Below are 15,138 nucleotides of genomic sequence, written 5' to 3'. Positions count from 1 at the left end.
TTCTTCTGGCAGCCCCACCCGAAAAAATTGGTTCAGACAGCAGCAACCCAAGTACAACATTCTGGAGACAACATGAGCACACTCAGCAATCAACAATATCGCCTCGCCGCCCGCCCTGTCGGCAACCCCAAGCACAGCGACTGGAACTTCACGACGGAAGAAGTACGCGATATCACAGATGGTGAAATTATCGTACAGACCATTTACATCTCGCTGGACCCTGCCATGCGCGGCTGGATGAATGAAGGTAAATCCTATATCCGCCCAGTAGCCATCAATGAAGTCATGCGCGCCGGCGGTATAGGCAAGGTGATTGCCTCCAAATCTCCCAAATTTGCGGTCGGTGATTATGTTTCTGGCGGCACAGGTGTGCAGCAATACTGGGTAGGTGCGGCTGATGATAAAACGGCGGGCTTTTACAAGGTCAGCCCAAAACTCGCCCCTCTGCCCAAATTCATGAATGCGCTGGGCATGCCTGGCATGACAGCTTATTTTGGTTTGTTGGATGTTGGTCAGCCAAAAGCAGGTGAAACGGTGGTGGTATCTGGCGCCGCCGGTGCGGTTGGCCAGACAGTAGGTCAGGTCGCCAAGCAAAAAGGTTGCCGCGTCGTTGGTATTGCCGGCGGCAAGGATAAATGTGATTTCGTCGTCAATGAACTTGGCTTTGATGCCTGCATCGATTACAAATCCGGTTCAGTCAAAGATGGCTTGAAAGAGCATTGCCCGAATGGCGTTGATATTTATTTTGATAATGTCGGTGGTGACATCCTCGATACCGTGCTGACCCGCATCAACCTGAAAGCGCGCATCATCATTTGCGGCGCGATCTCCCAGTACAACAACACCACACCAGTCAAAGGCCCGGCCAATTACCTGTCGCTGCTGGTAAACCGCGCCCGCATGGAAGGCATAGTCGTATTTGATTACGCTGCCCGCTATGGCGAAGCTGTCACTGAAATGGGCAAGTGGATGGCCGAGGGCAAATTCCAGACGCGTGAAGATATCGTCAAAGGTCTGGAAACTTTCCCTGATACCCTGATGATGCTGTTTGAAGGCAAAAACTTTGGCAAACTGATTTTGCAAGTCAGCGAAGAATAAGCATCAAGCCTGACCAGACGGGCAATAAAAAAGCAGTCATCGCGACTGCTTTTTTACATGGTGCTATCGATTATTTCAACCAGGGCTTGACCCAGGATAAGCCTTCTGAAGTTCCCGCACGTGGCCGGTACTCACAACCTATCCAGCCTTGATAGCCCAGTTTATCAATCAAATCAAACAGATAAGGGTAATTCACTTCACCGATATCCGGTTCATGCCGGTCTGGTACCCCGGCTATCTGTATATGACCTATGCCTGCATGCTTGCGTGACATATCACGGCGCAGCTTGGTGGCGACATCGCCTTCGACGATCTGGCAATGGTAGATATCAAATTGCACACGGATGTTCTCTACGCCTATCTCCTGGCAAATCTCTTGCGCCTCATCTTGCCGGCTCAGGAAAAACCCTGGTATGTCACGGGTATTGATGGGTTCAATAAGGATGGTGATGCCTTCTCGCGAGGCCAGCAAGGCAGCATAAGCAAGATTGCGCAAATAGACAGCGCGATGCCTTTCTCTGTCCTGTTCAGGCTGTATTAAACCAGCCATGACATGCAAATGCCGGTTGCCCAGCTCGCGCGCATAATCCAGCGCAGTATCAAAGGCCTGCTTGAACTCTTCTTCCCGGCCAGGCAGGGATGCTATTCCGCGCTCCCCCAAGGCCCAGTTACCTGGAGAAGTATTGAACAAGACTTGCTCCAGCCCGTTTGCATTGAGCAGATCCCTGAGTTCAGTAGCAGCGTAATCGTAAGGAAACAGGTATTCGACGCCCTTGAAACCATCTTTTGCAGCAGCGGCAAAACGTTCATTAAAAGGCAACTCTGTATACATCATGCTGAGGTTGGCAGCAAAACGTGGCATGACTGACTCCTTATCTTTTAGCGTAATGTTGCGCCATGAAGGCACATACCATCAACTGTAGCTGATGAAACAGCATCAATGGTAATAAGACCATACCAAGGGCATGACTGGCAAATAAAACTTTGGCCATGGGCACACCACTGGCCAGACTTTTCTTGGAACCGCAAAACACGATAGTGATTTCATCTTCCTTGTTGAACCCCAGGCGACGGCTGATGACGGTAGTCAAGGTCATGATAATCGCCAGCATCAATGCACTAATGCCCAGCAGACTTGCCAGCATCAGGGGTGGCAGTTGCTGCCACAAACCTTGCACAACCGCTTCACTGAAGGCCACATATACCACCAGCAAAATCGAGCTTTGATCCACCATGCTCAGCGTACTCGCATATTTTTCCATCCAGGACTGCAACCAGGGCCGCGCCAGTTGTCCGGCAACGAAGGGCAATAAGAGCTGGCAAACTATCTTCAGCATCGCGTCGAGTGAAGAATGGCTTTCACCATGGGCTACCACGACCAGGCTGACCAGCAAGGGCGTCAGGAATATGCCCAGCATATTACTCAGCGACGCGCTGCAAATGGCAGCAGGTACATTGCCGCGCGCAACAGAGGTAAACGCAATCGAAGACTGCACAGTCGAGGGCAATACACAGAGAAACAGTATGCCTATATATAACTCTGGTGTAATCAGGGTGAGCAGCAAAGGCTTCAATGCCAGCCCTATCAAGGGGAAAATTGCGAAAGTGCATGCCATCACCAGCAAATGCAGTCGCCAATGGGTCAAACCAGCTATCACGGCCTGACGTGACAATTTGGCACCATGCATGAAAAACAGCAAGGCGATCATGCCAACGGACAAATGATCAAAGCCTGATGCGACTGCGCCACGTGCAGGAAACAGACTGGCCAGAGTGACGACGCCCAATAGCAGCAAGGTCATGTTATCGGGTAAAAAACGCGGGCGTTTCATGTGCAGGAAGCAAGAAATAGAAGTAGTTGATTGTACTTGAATAATGCTTCTTGCTTGCCTGCATGTCGCCGCCATACTGCAAAGCGTAGCCTGAGTCCAACAAATACCTGTTCGGCCCCTGCACACCTATTCGGTTGAGAGTGATGCCGATGACACCACCGCTGGTAAATAGATATCGCAAAACTCAGGCGGCATGCGGCGGGCACGTCCACTGCTGAGCTCTATACAGACCAAATCCCAGCGCCCCCGTAGCACCGTGGCACCATCACTGTCACGTATCAATTGAAAACGCCTGTCCATGGTGAGTTTGCCATCACTGGCAAACAGCCAGGTCGCCAGCGTCAGCGATTCACCAAGCAAGGTTGGCAAGACATAATCATATTCACCGCGCCTGATTGCCATCGCGCGGTCCAGGCGATGATAGTCTGCCAGACTCAAACCCAGCGCTTCAGAATGCCCCCATGCGACTTCTTCACACCAGCGTACATACACGGCATTATTGGTGTGATTCAAACCATCGATATCACTTTCTTGCGGCTTCACTGCCCGCGCGAACGGTTGCGGATAATCCCAAACCATGGAAGCACCTAAAGTCCCTGAAACACCAGATACACTCATATATATACACGCAAAAATTTAATCGCTAAAACACCGGGCTTACAATCCACTTATCAAACACTCACAAGCCCAGCTCTTGCCAGATCTGATCTACCTTGACCTTGACTTCTGGCGTCATTTCTATGGTCGTGCCCCACTCACGACTGGTCTCGCCCGGCCATTTATTGGTGGCATCTATACCCATCTTGCTACCCAGGCCGCTGACGGGTGAAGCAAAGTCCAGGTAATCAATCGGCGTATTATCGACCAGCGTGGTATCACGCAAAGGATCAACACGGGTAGTGATCGCCCAGATAACTTCTTTCCAGTCACGGATATTGACATCTTCATCAACGACGATGATGAACTTGGTATACATGAACTGGCGCAAAAAGCTCCAGACCCCGAACATGACACGCTTGGCATGACCGGCATAAGCCTTCTTCATTTGCACCACGGCCATGCGGTAACTACAACCTTCTGGTGGCAAATAAAAATCCGTGATTTCACTGAACTGCTTTTGCAGCAAAGGGATAAAGACTTCGTTCAACGCTACACCCAGTACCGCAGGTTCATCTGGCGGTTTACCTGTATACGTAGAGTGATAAATAGGGTCACGGCGCATGGTGATGCGGTCTATCGTGAAGACCGGGAACCAGTCTTTCTCATTGTAATATCCGGTGTGGTCACCATACGGCCCTTCCAGCGCATGCTCATAGCCGCTGGGGTGATTTTCGTCAGGATAGATATGCCCTTCCAGTACTATTTCTGCTGATGCAGGCACGCGCAATTCGCTGCCTATGGCCTTCACCAATTCTGTACGGCTGCCGCGCAAGAGCCCGGCGAACTGGTATTCAGACAAACTGTCTGGCACAGGCGTCACTGCACCTAATATGGTGGCCGGGTCAGCGCCCAGTGCAACAGCAATGGGATAAGGTTTGCCTTTATTGACGATGCCATGCTCACGAAAATCCAGCGCACCACCGCGATGTGCCAGCCAGCGCATGATGACTTTATTGCGGCCCAACACCTGCTGTCTATATATACCCAGATTCTGGCGTTTTTTATTGGGGCCTTTGGTGATGACCAGGCCCCAGGTAATCAATGGCGCAACGTCGCCAGGCCAGCAATGCTGTATGGGTAAACGAGCGAGATCAACGTCATTACCTTCCCAGACTATTTCCTGGCATTTGGCACCGCGCAGCTCTTTAGGCGACATGTCCCAGACAGCTTTTACCATTGAGCCCATACCCAGAATTTCTTTAAAGCCCTTGGGCGGTTCTGGTTCTTTTAGCGCCGATAAAACATGGCCGATCTGGCGCAACTCGCTCAGGCTTTCTGCCCCCATGCCAAGTGCTACGCGGCGTGTCGTACCAAATAAATTACCCAGCACTGGTATGGTATGACCAACAGGTTTGGTGAATAAAAGAGCCGGACCTTCAGCACGCAAAGTGCGGTCGCAAATCTCGGTCATTTCCAAATGTGGCGAAACAGGCAAGTCCACCTGTTTTAGTTCGCCTTTTTCTTGCAGTTGAGCAATAAAATCTCTCAAATCAGAATATTTCATCATTTTTCGCTTTTTCGTATCTCTGCACTAGTCGCACTAGCAATTTCTGCCAAGTGTTTGATTTTATTGAACTTTGCTGCATTGCAGCACAATTAATTATACATAAAAGTAATCAACTTCTCGTTTGATAGTGTTGACTTGATATAAAACCGCCCCTACAATTCGCCCAACTTGATGAAGAGGTTAATGACTTCCGCCACTTTCGACACAAAGAGAGTTTCGCCAAACGGTAACATCATTCACGGGGATCGGGCCCCACATAACATTGTAAGGATTGTTTTCAAAAGGCGTCTGCCTTATCCCGAAAATAGTTGTTTGTCACTGGACACACCATGAACAGGTTCGACGGGCCTGATTTGACAAACGACTCCGGCGTCTTGCGATCACACTGGTGACGAGGACGATGTTTCTGATTCGCGGAAGTAGGCTCTATGCATTTGACTTTTCATTAAGTTGAATGAGACATCGCGAAGATTCAGGAGGTAACATGATTCAACGTTTTATTTTGGCTGTACAACAAAGTAGTTTTTCATCAACGGACAAGCGCAAAGCGCTTTTCATGGTAGCGCGTGATACAACCAGTGGTTTTTTCACCACCGTGCGCAACCTGCTGACACTCACTGGCATTATTGCCATGGTCGTTTTGGTCATGATGTATGTCAAACCAGAACTGACAGACAAATTCAAGGGATTATCACCCTATGCTGAAGCTGGCGAAGAGCCTGCAGAGGCCGTAGCTGCCGTCCCGGCACCAAATCTTGCGCATCTGATGCAAGCGCCAGGCCAGGCGAATTCTGATGCGGGCTTGCAAAAAGTAAGCGCATCTGAAGAAGAAGCAAAAATGCTGGGCAATCAGCGTCAGCAACAATGGGTAACCAACTGGCTGGCCAAGCGCTACCGCGTTGCCAATGATGCGACCAATATGCTGGTATCTGCCGCTTATCTGACCGCCAAGGAAATCAAGATAGACCCTTTGCTGATACTGTCAGTCATGGCGATAGAATCCGGCCTGAACCCATTTGCTGAAAGCCCGGTAGGTGCACAAGGCTTGATGCAGGTCATGTCCAAAGTACATCATGACAAATTCCAGGATCTTGGTGGTGTTAAAGCTGCCCTGAACCCGGTTGCCAATATCCGTGTTGGTGCCTTGATACTGAAAGATTATGTCACCCGTGGTGGTTCCGTTGAAGCTGGCCTGAAGATGTATGTAGGTGCAGCCGATTCCGACAATGATTCAGGCTATGGTGCGCGCGTATTGAATGAATACAAGCGTCTGAAAGATGTTTCGGCAGGTAAAAATGTGCCTACTTTCTTTAGTGCCCCGGCACCAGCACCTGCACCTGTGCAAGCACGTCCGATTGAGGCCGCTCCCGTACACAAACCTGAGGCGACAGAAGCCAAGGCAACGATAGAAGCCAAAAAAGATCAGGTTGCAGCACTGTAAGCCTGCCCTTTGATAAAAAAGCCGTCTGATTTTATGATCAGACGGCTTTTTTTATTGGTATAAGCGATTGGTCTGGGCGCCCCGCCTCAATTATCTGTCAGCCAAAAATTTCTTCAACCTGGCCACTGCTTCCTGCAAATTCTCCAATGAATTGGCATATGACAGACGCACATACGATGTCGCCGTCGCCGGACCAAAATCGAGGCCGGGTACGATCACCACACCGGCTTCATTCAATACCTGTTTGGCAAAGGCATCTGCATCGTCGGCAAAGCTGGAGCAATCGGCATACACATAAAACGCACCATCTGGCATAACTGGAATGCCAAAACCCAGTTCACGCAATGCAGGCACGATATAGTCGCGGCGGCGCTTGAATTCTGCCTTGCGCTCTTCATAAATGGCGATAGTCGCTGGCTCAAAGCAAGCCAGCGCCGCATACTGGGCGATTGAAGATGGGCAGATGAACAGGTTTTGCGCCAGCTTTTCCAGTGCAGGCACGATACGCTCAGGCACCACCAGCCAGCCAAGACGCCAGCCTGTCATATTGAAATATTTGCTGAAGCTATTGATGACGACTACATCTTCATCCAATGACAGGGCAGAAAATGGTTCGCCATCATAAGTCAGACCCTGATAAATCTCATCAACGATGCTAAAACCACCCAACTTTTTTACTGTAGAGACGATCTTGCCCAATTCTTCGTGTTCTATGGAAGTACCGGTAGGGTTCGATGGCGAAGCCAGCAAAACGCCACTGCTGTGCTCATCCCATTGCTGGCGGACGATTTCTTCAGTCAGCTGAAAGCGGTGATCCGGCCCGCTGGCAATGAGTTTTGCCCTGCCCTCGAATGCCGCAACAAAATGGCGGTTGCAGGGATAGCAAGGGTCGGGCATCAGCACTTCCCTGCCAGGCTCGACCAACGCTGCGCATGCAAGCAATAAGGCAGCCGATGCTCCGGCAGTCACAATAATGCGGGAAGCTGGCACGTCAAGACCGAACACGTCACGGTAATGCTGCGATATTGCCGTGCGCAATGCTGGCAAACCCAGGGCAGAGGTATATTGCAAACGCCCGGCTGCCATTGCTTTGGTCGCAGCATCAATCACTGCTTGTGGCGCAGTAAAGTCTGGCTCGCCTATTCCCATATGTATCAGATGACGGCCCTGTTTTTCCAGTTCTGCCGCCATCTTCATGAGTTCCATCACATGGAAAGGGGCGATATTGTCCAGTCTTGCTGCAAGATTTCGATGCATGGCACTTCCTAAAAACACAGGCTGAAAAAAACCGCCTTATTTATCTTTCAAAATAAGGCGGTAGATACTTTTACAAATATGGTCAGTAACTTGGTCAGTACCTTACTTACCTGCTGCAACCTCTGTCGCACGCAGCTTTGCTGCCAGTTTGTCGAGTACACCATTGACATACTTGTGACCATCCAGACCACCAAAGGACTTGGTCAACTCTACAGCTTCGTTGATGACGACGCGGTAAGGGATTTCTATATGGTTTTTCAATTCATAGGCACCGATCAGCAGCGCTGCGTGCTCGATAGGTGACAATTCTGCAATACTGCGATCAATCAAAGGGGCAATTTGCTCGCGCAATTCTATGGATTGTTTGATAGCACCATGCAACAGGGAATCAAAATGCTCTCTGTCTGCCTTCTCAAAACCGTGGGCTTCACGGATATGGGCTTCAATCGCGCCGGAATCTTCATTGTTCAGCAGCCACTGGTACATGCCCTGCAAGGCAAATTCGCGCGCACGGTGGCGTGGCGAACGGTTCTTGCTGGGATTGGCGTGTAATGTTTTATTATTCATATCTTCTCTTACTAACTTGTCTTACTAACTTATCATGCTAACTTAGAGCTGGATGATCACCGTGCAGGCTTGAACTTAAATGTAAATCAAACCTGAGCAAAACGATCAGGCATCATAGTGCACGTCTTCTGTGGCTTCTGCCAGTTCTTCCAGGGCCAGGGTCAGGTTGGCCATTTCTACGGCAACGCGGGCGGCGTCGCGACCTTTTTCCTGCATGCGCACTTCAGCCTGCTCATCATTCTCTGTCGTCAGGATGGCATTGGCGATAGGGATGCCAGCATCCAGGCCAACACGGGTGATGCCCGCGCCTGATTCATTCGATACCAGCTCAAAGTGATAGGTTTCACCACGGATAACTGCACCCAGGGCGATCAGGGCATCGAATTGATTGGTTTCTGCCAGTTTTTGCAAGGCCAGTGGCACTTCCAGTGCACCTGGCACAGTCACGTGCAGGATGTCTTCATTGAGTACGCCCAGCAGTGACAATTCTGCCAGGCAGGCATCCAGCAAGCCATTGCCAATATTGTCGTTAAAACGCGCCTGTACGATACCTACACGTACGCCTGCGCCATCCAGATTTGCTTCGTAATGTCCAACTGTCATAATATTCTTTCTTGCGCTTTTAGCGCCTGATGTGATGTGAGTGATGAAAGTGCACTAAAAAGACCGCTGGTGACACTGCTGCAGCCCGGCACGCTCATCCTTATTTGTCTGCGCACGGCTTATCGAGATACCCAACAACTTCGAGATTAAATCCTGTCATGGACGGCATCTTACGTGGATTGGCCAGCAATTTCATCTTGCCTACGCCTACATCCTTCAAAATCTGTGCACCTATGCCGTAATTGCGCAAGTCCATACGCGCAGCCCGGCCTGCGGGTTTGGTTTCTGGCGTATCAAGTGCCTTGAACTGGTCAAACAACTGTTCTGCAGTCTCGCCGCAGTTGAGCAAGACGATAACGCCGGAATCTGCCTTCTTGATGGCTGCCATGGCGGCCGCGACATTCCATGAATGCGTGGTAGCCTGGCTTTCCAGCAAATCGATGATGGATACCGGCTGATGTACACGCACCAGAGCCTCTTTTTCACGGCTGATATCGCCATGCACCAGCGCCAGATGGGCAGAGCCACTGGGTTTGTCGCGATATACCAGAGCCTTGAAGCTGCCATGCACGGTATGCATTTCACGCTCGGCCACGCGATCTACGATGCTCTCTGTCTGGCTGCGATAATGAATCAGGTCGGCAATCGTCCCTATTTTCATATCATGTTCTTTGGCGAACTCGATCAAATCAGGCAGACGTGCCATCGTGCCGTCGTCCTTCATGATTTCGCAAATCACTGATGCCGGTGTAAGACCAGCCAGCTCAGCCAGGTCGCAACCGGCTTCAGTATGGCCAGCACGCATGAGGACACCGCCTCTTTGCGCCTTCAGCGGGAAAATATGGCCAGGCTGGACGATGTCGGCCGCAGTGGACTTTTTATCAACAGCAACCTGTACCGTGCGGGCACGGTCAGCGGCAGAGATACCGGTAGTTACGCCTTCCGCCGCTTCTATCGATACGGTGAAGTTGGTACCAAAGGAGGTACCATTGCGGCTGGTCATCATGGCCAGGTTCAATTGATCACAACGTTCTTCTGTCAACGTCAGACAAATCAGGCCACGGCCAAACTTGGCCATGAAATTGATGGCTTCCGGCGTGACGAACTCTGCGGCCATGATCAGGTCGCCTTCGTTTTCTCGATCTTCTTCATCAACCAGTATCACCATGCGGCCAGCGCGCAATTCGGCAACGATTTCCTGGGTAGTAGACATGCTCATAGGGGAATATCCTGAACCGGGCCACAGACATAAGTTCGTCAGGCCACTGGTTTTTCAGTGCAAATGAATGAAGTCGCTATTTTAAAGGATTTACGCCTGCTCTTCCCGTGCTTTATGTCTATTTATATGCTGCCCGGCTTGATTTAAGCCTGATTCAGAAGGATTTTTCTAGATTTGCAGCTGGCCTTGTGCAATTTCTATTACTTTGCCCCCTACCCGTATGCTCTTGTCTGCCGCCACATCCAGGTAAAGCTGGCATGGACGCCTGACTTGCGCGCCCTGGGCTATGCGCATGCTGATGGGCAAATCACGCCCCTGATGCTGCCACCAGCCACCCAGGTTGGCGCATGCAGAACCTGTGCCCGGGTCTTCGGCAAAGCCGCCGCCCTGCTTGGCAAAGAAATAACGCGCCGTTACGGACAGACGTTCGTCTTCTGACGTTGGCTCATCAAAAGCAAATACATAGACAGACTTGCGCCCCAGGCTATTGGCAGGCCAGACAGGCAACTTGCTGACGTCTGGCGTGGCACGTAAAACCGCTTCGCGTGAATTCAGGGGTAGCAGCATTTGTTCGCTACCAGTGTTGATCCACAGCGGCACAGAATGAATGTCGCCTTCATCCAGACCCATTAAAGAAGCTGCTTGCGCGACAGAAAGACCACTGGCTTTGACCACTGGATCGCCTTTATGAGGCGTGGTCAGTGTCCAAATACCATTCTCAAGACGCAGATCAACCAGGCCTGCCTTGCATTCCAGCGAAATCTGGCTGGAATTGCTGAGGCTGCCAACCACCTGCGCCGAACCCAGACTCGGATGCCCGGCAAAGGGCATTTCTGCATCTGGCGTGAAGATACGCATTCTGGCGGTAGCGACTTCTGAGGGCAATACAAACACTGTTTCCGACAAATTGAACTGCAAAGCCAGTGCCTGCATTTGTTCATCTGACATGCCCGTGGCATCTTCAAATACACATAGCGGGTTACCACCCAGGGTTTCTTCGGCAAACACATTCAAGAGACGAAAAGCGTAGTTAGTCATCGTTTTAATCACTATTCTTTCTTCAAAAAATCAGGTTAGCGTGGATTTGGCATGGGCGACATTGACTTCTGCAGGCAGCAGAATGCGATTTTTTACAGCGGTCAATTCAGCCAGTATGGAAATCGCAATCTCGGCTGGTGTCTTGCTACCTATATACAAACCTATGGGGCCATGGAGTTTTGCCAGTTGTTCGTCATTGAGGTCGAACTCTTTTAATCTCTCGCGTCGCTTGGCATTGTTAATGCGCGAACCGATAGCACCGACATAAAAAGCATCAGACTTCAAGGCTTCCATGAGGGCCAGATCGTCCAGTTTAGGGTCGTGCGTCAGGGCGACCACGGCGCTTCGGCTATCCAGTTGCATTTCCAGTACCAGATCGTCGGGCATGGCATGAATCAATTGCACGCCCTCTACCTGCCAGCCACTGCGGTATTCTTCACGCGGATCGCAGACTGTGACCTGGTAATCCATGCCTACTGCGATACTGGCCAAAAAGCGTGACAACTGCCCGGCTCCTATGATGAGCAAGCGCCAGCGCGGGCCGTGTACGGTCGTCAAAGCGTCATCCGTAATCTGTAATTGTTGACCCGGATCGGCTCTATCAAGTGTCACCTCCCCCGTATGCAAATCCAGACGTCGCGCCAACAATTCATGCCTTTGCAAACCTTGCAATAAAGCGTCCACCTTGCTGCGCGCTGATAAAGGCTCTATAGCCAGCTCTATCGTGCCACCACAAGGCAGGCCAAAACGGTGAGCTTCATCTGCGGTAATGCCATAGGTGACGATCTCTGGCAAATGACGCTGCATGCCGTCGCGCTGCACTCTTTCTATCAAGTCGTCTTCTATGCAGCCGCCAGAGACCGAGCCCACCACCTGCCCACTACCGGCAATAGCCAGCGTCGCGCCTTCCGGCCTTGGACTGGAACCCCAGGTCTTGATGACAGTGACCAGTTCGCAGGCTTGTCCTGCCTTGATCCACGCGTCACAGGTTTTAAGTACTTCGAGATCTATGCTGTCCATTGCTTCCTATGGTCTTGTTGATTCAGATTTGAGCTGACTTGACTATCATTCATTTTCGCATGTTTTTGCATTCCAGCTTCTGCATGGAAATTATCTATACAAATTGTCTTATTTCCAGTATTTCTTTGCTTTACAATGCCTGCCAGACCACCACTCTGGAGACCACCTTGTCCACAATCAAACAAAGACTGGCTGCCGTACCTGAAGGCGCAGGCGCATTGTTTTTCATACAGATTTTTGCCACCCTGGGCTTTGCCGTACTGTATTCCACCCTGGTACTGTATGCGACCAAGAAGCTGGGCTTTACTGCCAAGGATGCCACGGCCATCATGGGTGTGTTTGGTGCATTTAATTATGGTCTGCATTTGTTTGGTGGTTATCTGGCAGGTCGTTTTATCAGTAACCGCAACCTGTTTGTTGGTGGCATGATCCTGCAAGTCATAGGCTGTGCGACTATTTCCGTAGGTACTTCAGCCACCATGTACTGGGGACTGGCCTTCTTCCTGACGGGTAGTGGTCTGAACGTCACCTGTCTTAACCTGATGCTGACACAACGCTTCAAACCTGAAGACAATCGTCGCGAAAGCGCCTTCCTGTGGAATTATGCAGGCATGAACCTGGGCTTTTTTATTGGCTTCACCGCTGCCGGTTATTACCAGCTGCAAGAAGACTATGCCAGCCTGTTTATTTTCGCCACCATAGGCAACTTCATGGCGATCGTACTGGCGGCAATCAACTGGCGCAGGTTGTGTGACCTGAACACCACCCTGCTTGATGCCACCGCAAACCAGTTCCGCTGGCGCTTTCTGGTCGGTCTGGCGGTCATGGCTGGCCTGGTACCGCTGGTTGAATTCATGCTGCACCGCGCTGAGATGACGGGCAACCTGGTCATGATCATCAGCATTGCGATTGCTGTCATTTTCATCATCCTGACTGCCATTCACAAAGAGCCACGTGAACGTAATAATATGACGGCCTACGTCTTGCTGACCATAGGTTCGCTGGTATTCTGGACACTGTATCAAATGGCCCCGATGGGCTTGCAACTGTTTGCCGTCAGCAATGTAGATCGCATGGTCTGGGGCTATGAAGTTGCGCCGCAATGGATACAAAACATCAATAGCTTTGTCATCATGTTTGGCGGCCCGCTGATGGCGATGTTGTTCGACAAGTTGCGTGCCAAGGGCTGGAATATAGATATTCCGCGTCAGTTCTCTGCTTCACTGATTATCATCGGTCTGGGCTTCCTTGTCCTGCCCATAGGCATAGCAACTGCTGCCAGCAACGGCCTGGTGGCTTTCAAATGGATATTCATCAGCTACATCCTGCAAAGTATTGCTGAGCTGCTTATTTCGCCTATCGGTTATGCCATGATAGGCAAACTGGCACCGCGCCAGTATCAGGGCGTCATGATGGGCACCTGGATGCTGGTAACCGGCACAGCATCTATTCTGGCCAGCAAATTCTCAGGCCTGATCCCTGATGCGACAGAAGGTCTGGCCTCATCCACCAATCCAACCTATAACTACATTTTCTCTTTACTGGGCTGGAGTAGTGTTGGCGTAGGCATCGTCCTCATTGTCCTGATCCCTGTCTTACGCAAACTGATTACCGATGGGCCTCCCAAGCAGGCATCGGCAGCAGCAAACCCGCTGACGCAGACTGAGCAGGCTAAACCGGCATAACAAGAAAAGCAACATGCAAGGCGGGTAAGATGAAATGTGCCCGCCTTTTTTATTCCTTGATGGGCGTGAAGCGCATGACTTCTGCGCCATTGATCTGCAGCATTTCAAAAAAGACCGACCTGGGTCTGGTCCAGATGGAACCATCGTGGGCGCGATAAACAATGACGGGGCTTAAATCAGATTCTTGCGTTGCCTCGCACACCAGCTCATAAATACCACCTTTGTAGTGGCGAAAGCGTTGCACACCCTTGGTCTTTAGCAAGTGCACCGGCGCCGCATCAGCCGCAATCTCAGCCGCTCTGTGCTTTTTCAAAAATGCAGGCACTTTGGCTGCTGCCAGCTTGTTAATATCCTGTAGCAAGCGCGGGTCAATTGCGGAATAGCCATAACGCTGGCCCAGCTCGCTGGCTATGCGCAACATCAAATTTGATGCGACTTCTGCATCTGCCTCTGCCCTGTGAGCAGAACCTTTGAAACGTATGCCCATGGAAGCTGCCAGTGGGCCCAAGGAATAAGTACTCAAGCCAGGAAACACCCTGCGCGCCAGTTTGACCGAGCAAATCACGCCATCATGGGCAGGCCACAGGCCCAGCCTATCGCTCTCGGCCAATAAGAACTTCTCATCAAAACTGGCATTGTGCGCAGCCAATGTATCGTTACCAATAAACTCCACGAGTTCAGGCAGCACTTCAGATGCTGGGGGTGCTTTATCGACCATGGCCTGGGTAATGCCTGTCAATTCAGTAATAAAGTAAGGGATACGCACATTGCTGTTGATGAGGCTGACATAACGGTCAACAATTTCACCACCGACGATGCGCAATGCTGCCACTTCGGTAACGCGCCCTCCCTGTTCTGGTGACATGCCGGAGGTTTCAAAGTCAATCATGACTACAGGTTTTTCAAACATCATATTTTTTTCACTAGCGGGAACTAATGAAGAGCAATACAATCTATTTGTACTGTGCGTCAATAAAAATCTGTGACGCGGGGTAATTTTCTGATTCAATTTTCATTCACTTTCAACCCTCAGGACTCGGGTAAATGCACTTTCAAACTACAGCGTCACTAGCAACACCGTGGTGCATCCAGGCTTTTCAGCACTGGCGACGTAGCTTTGCGCATACTCCAAGCCCCATTAAGTTCGAATAGCTGTACGAGTTCGACTAATCTGCGCTAGCCGCCAGATGCTCCGATGATACGGTAGTAAT

General features: G+C 50.8%; 14 protein-coding genes. 3 read left to right on the top strand and 11 right to left on the bottom strand.

Annotated elements, in window-relative coordinates:
- Nucleotides 1-72: 72 nt before the first annotated feature.
- Nucleotides 73-1,098 (top strand): NADP-dependent oxidoreductase, encoded by a 1,026-nt coding sequence (locus UNDKW_RS10180; protein WP_162058593.1) that lies wholly within the window; start codon nt 73-75, stop codon nt 1,096-1,098.
- Nucleotides 1,099-1,168: 70 nt separating this feature from the next.
- Here UNDKW_RS10180 and otnI read toward each other — a convergent pair whose 3' ends face one another.
- The 4 genes from otnI to ubiD all read right to left on the bottom strand — a co-directional run bounded on the left by otnI (nt 1,169) and on the right by ubiD (nt 5,094).
- The gene (gene otnI, locus UNDKW_RS10175; RefSeq protein ID WP_162058592.1) at nt 1,169-1,960 is read right to left on the bottom strand and encodes a 2-oxo-tetronate isomerase; all 792 of its coding nucleotides are present in this window, start codon (nt 1,958-1,960) and stop codon (nt 1,169-1,171) included.
- 10 nt (nt 1,961-1,970) lie between these two features.
- On the bottom strand, nt 1,971-2,930 hold the full coding sequence (locus tag UNDKW_RS10170; protein WP_162058591.1) for a bile acid:sodium symporter family protein: 960 nt from the start codon (nt 2,928-2,930) through the stop codon (nt 1,971-1,973).
- 126 nt (nt 2,931-3,056) lie between these two features.
- Nucleotides 3,057-3,509, bottom strand: coding sequence for a thioesterase family protein (locus UNDKW_RS10165; RefSeq protein WP_162058590.1), 453 nt, complete (start codon nt 3,507-3,509; stop codon nt 3,057-3,059).
- A 100-nt stretch (nt 3,510-3,609) separates the two neighbouring features.
- Nucleotides 3,610-5,094 carry a 4-hydroxy-3-polyprenylbenzoate decarboxylase gene (gene ubiD, locus UNDKW_RS10160; RefSeq protein ID WP_162058589.1) on the bottom strand — a complete coding sequence of 495 codons (1,485 nt, stop codon included), beginning with the start codon at nt 5,092-5,094 and terminating at the stop codon, nt 3,610-3,612.
- A 487-nt stretch (nt 5,095-5,581) separates the two neighbouring features.
- Between ubiD and UNDKW_RS10155 the strand changes: the two genes are divergently transcribed.
- Complete coding sequence (locus UNDKW_RS10155; protein WP_162058588.1) at nt 5,582-6,538, top strand: transglycosylase SLT domain-containing protein; 957 nt, start codon at nt 5,582-5,584, stop codon at nt 6,536-6,538.
- Between the two features lie 90 nt (nt 6,539-6,628).
- Here UNDKW_RS10155 and UNDKW_RS10150 read toward each other — a convergent pair whose 3' ends face one another.
- From UNDKW_RS10150 to UNDKW_RS10125, 6 genes are all read right to left on the bottom strand, one after another.
- Complete coding sequence (locus tag UNDKW_RS10150) at nt 6,629-7,795, bottom strand: pyridoxal phosphate-dependent aminotransferase (RefSeq protein WP_162058587.1); 1,167 nt, start codon at nt 7,793-7,795, stop codon at nt 6,629-6,631.
- A gap of 102 nt (nt 7,796-7,897) precedes the next feature.
- Nucleotides 7,898-8,362 carry a transcription antitermination factor NusB gene (nusB, locus tag UNDKW_RS10145; RefSeq protein ID WP_110253024.1) on the bottom strand — a complete coding sequence of 155 codons (465 nt, stop codon included), beginning with the start codon at nt 8,360-8,362 and terminating at the stop codon, nt 7,898-7,900.
- A gap of 105 nt (nt 8,363-8,467) precedes the next feature.
- On the bottom strand, nt 8,468-8,965 hold the full coding sequence (gene ribH, locus UNDKW_RS10140; RefSeq protein ID WP_162058586.1) for a 6,7-dimethyl-8-ribityllumazine synthase: 498 nt from the start codon (nt 8,963-8,965) through the stop codon (nt 8,468-8,470).
- A gap of 100 nt (nt 8,966-9,065) precedes the next feature.
- Entirely contained in the window at nt 9,066-10,184 is a 1,119-nt protein-coding gene (gene ribBA / locus UNDKW_RS10135; RefSeq protein WP_162058585.1) for a bifunctional 3,4-dihydroxy-2-butanone-4-phosphate synthase/GTP cyclohydrolase II, read from the bottom strand.
- Nucleotides 10,185-10,352: 168 nt separating this feature from the next.
- Nucleotides 10,353-11,222 (bottom strand): PhzF family phenazine biosynthesis protein, encoded by an 870-nt coding sequence (locus tag UNDKW_RS10130; RefSeq protein ID WP_162058584.1) that lies wholly within the window; start codon nt 11,220-11,222, stop codon nt 10,353-10,355.
- Between the two features lie 30 nt (nt 11,223-11,252).
- Nucleotides 11,253-12,242, bottom strand: a complete 990-nt coding sequence (locus UNDKW_RS10125; protein WP_162058583.1) for an XdhC family protein — start codon at nt 12,240-12,242, stop codon at nt 11,253-11,255.
- A 167-nt stretch (nt 12,243-12,409) separates the two neighbouring features.
- Between UNDKW_RS10125 and UNDKW_RS10120 the strand changes: the two genes are divergently transcribed.
- On the top strand, nt 12,410-13,927 hold the full coding sequence (locus UNDKW_RS10120; RefSeq protein WP_197893134.1) for a peptide MFS transporter: 1,518 nt from the start codon (nt 12,410-12,412) through the stop codon (nt 13,925-13,927).
- Nucleotides 13,928-13,976: 49 nt separating this feature from the next.
- Here the strand turns inward: UNDKW_RS10120 and UNDKW_RS10115 are convergent, their stop codons facing one another.
- A complete protein-coding gene (locus tag UNDKW_RS10115) occupies nt 13,977-14,840 on the bottom strand; it encodes a DUF1653 domain-containing protein (protein ID WP_370529105.1) in 864 nt (287 codons plus the stop codon).
- Nucleotides 14,841-15,138: the final 298 nt, after the last annotated feature.

It is taken from the genome of Undibacterium sp. KW1, assembly GCF_009937955.1.
Taxonomy (GTDB): Bacteria; Pseudomonadota; Gammaproteobacteria; order Burkholderiales; family Burkholderiaceae_D; genus Undibacterium.
This window is presented reverse-complemented; position numbering and strand designations above follow the sequence as displayed.

What these genes read in the sequence shown, in the direction of transcription:
- ribH (WP_162058586.1), bottom strand. Translation starts at nt 8,965, where the DNA reads ATGACAGTTGGACATTACGAAGCAAATCTGGATGGCGCAGGCGTACGT.
- UNDKW_RS10165 (WP_162058590.1), bottom strand. Translation starts at nt 3,509, where the DNA reads ATGGTTTGGGATTATCCGCAACCGTTCGCGCGGGCAGTGAAGCCGCAA.
- UNDKW_RS10155 (WP_162058588.1), top strand. Translation starts at nt 5,582, where the DNA reads ATGATTCAACGTTTTATTTTGGCTGTACAACAAAGTAGTTTTTCATCA.
- UNDKW_RS10170 (WP_162058591.1), bottom strand. Translation starts at nt 2,930, where the DNA reads ATGAAACGCCCGCGTTTTTTACCCGATAACATGACCTTGCTGCTATTG.
- UNDKW_RS10150 (WP_162058587.1), bottom strand. Translation starts at nt 7,795, where the DNA reads ATGCATCGAAATCTTGCAGCAAGACTGGACAATATCGCCCCTTTCCAT.
- otnI (WP_162058592.1), bottom strand. Translation starts at nt 1,960, where the DNA reads ATGCCACGTTTTGCTGCCAACCTCAGCATGATGTATACAGAGTTGCCT.
- ribBA (WP_162058585.1), bottom strand. Translation starts at nt 10,184, where the DNA reads ATGAGCATGTCTACTACCCAGGAAATCGTTGCCGAATTGCGCGCTGGC.
- UNDKW_RS10115 (WP_370529105.1), bottom strand. Translation starts at nt 14,840, where the DNA reads ATGATGTTTGAAAAACCTGTAGTCATGATTGACTTTGAAACCTCCGGC.
- nusB (WP_110253024.1), bottom strand. Translation starts at nt 8,362, where the DNA reads ATGAATAATAAAACATTACACGCCAATCCCAGCAAGAACCGTTCGCCA.
- UNDKW_RS10125 (WP_162058583.1), bottom strand. Translation starts at nt 12,242, where the DNA reads ATGGACAGCATAGATCTCGAAGTACTTAAAACCTGTGACGCGTGGATC.
- UNDKW_RS10130 (WP_162058584.1), bottom strand. Translation starts at nt 11,222, where the DNA reads ATGACTAACTACGCTTTTCGTCTCTTGAATGTGTTTGCCGAAGAAACC.
- UNDKW_RS10180 (WP_162058593.1), top strand. Translation starts at nt 73, where the DNA reads ATGAGCACACTCAGCAATCAACAATATCGCCTCGCCGCCCGCCCTGTC.
- ubiD (WP_162058589.1), bottom strand. Translation starts at nt 5,094, where the DNA reads ATGAAATATTCTGATTTGAGAGATTTTATTGCTCAACTGCAAGAAAAA.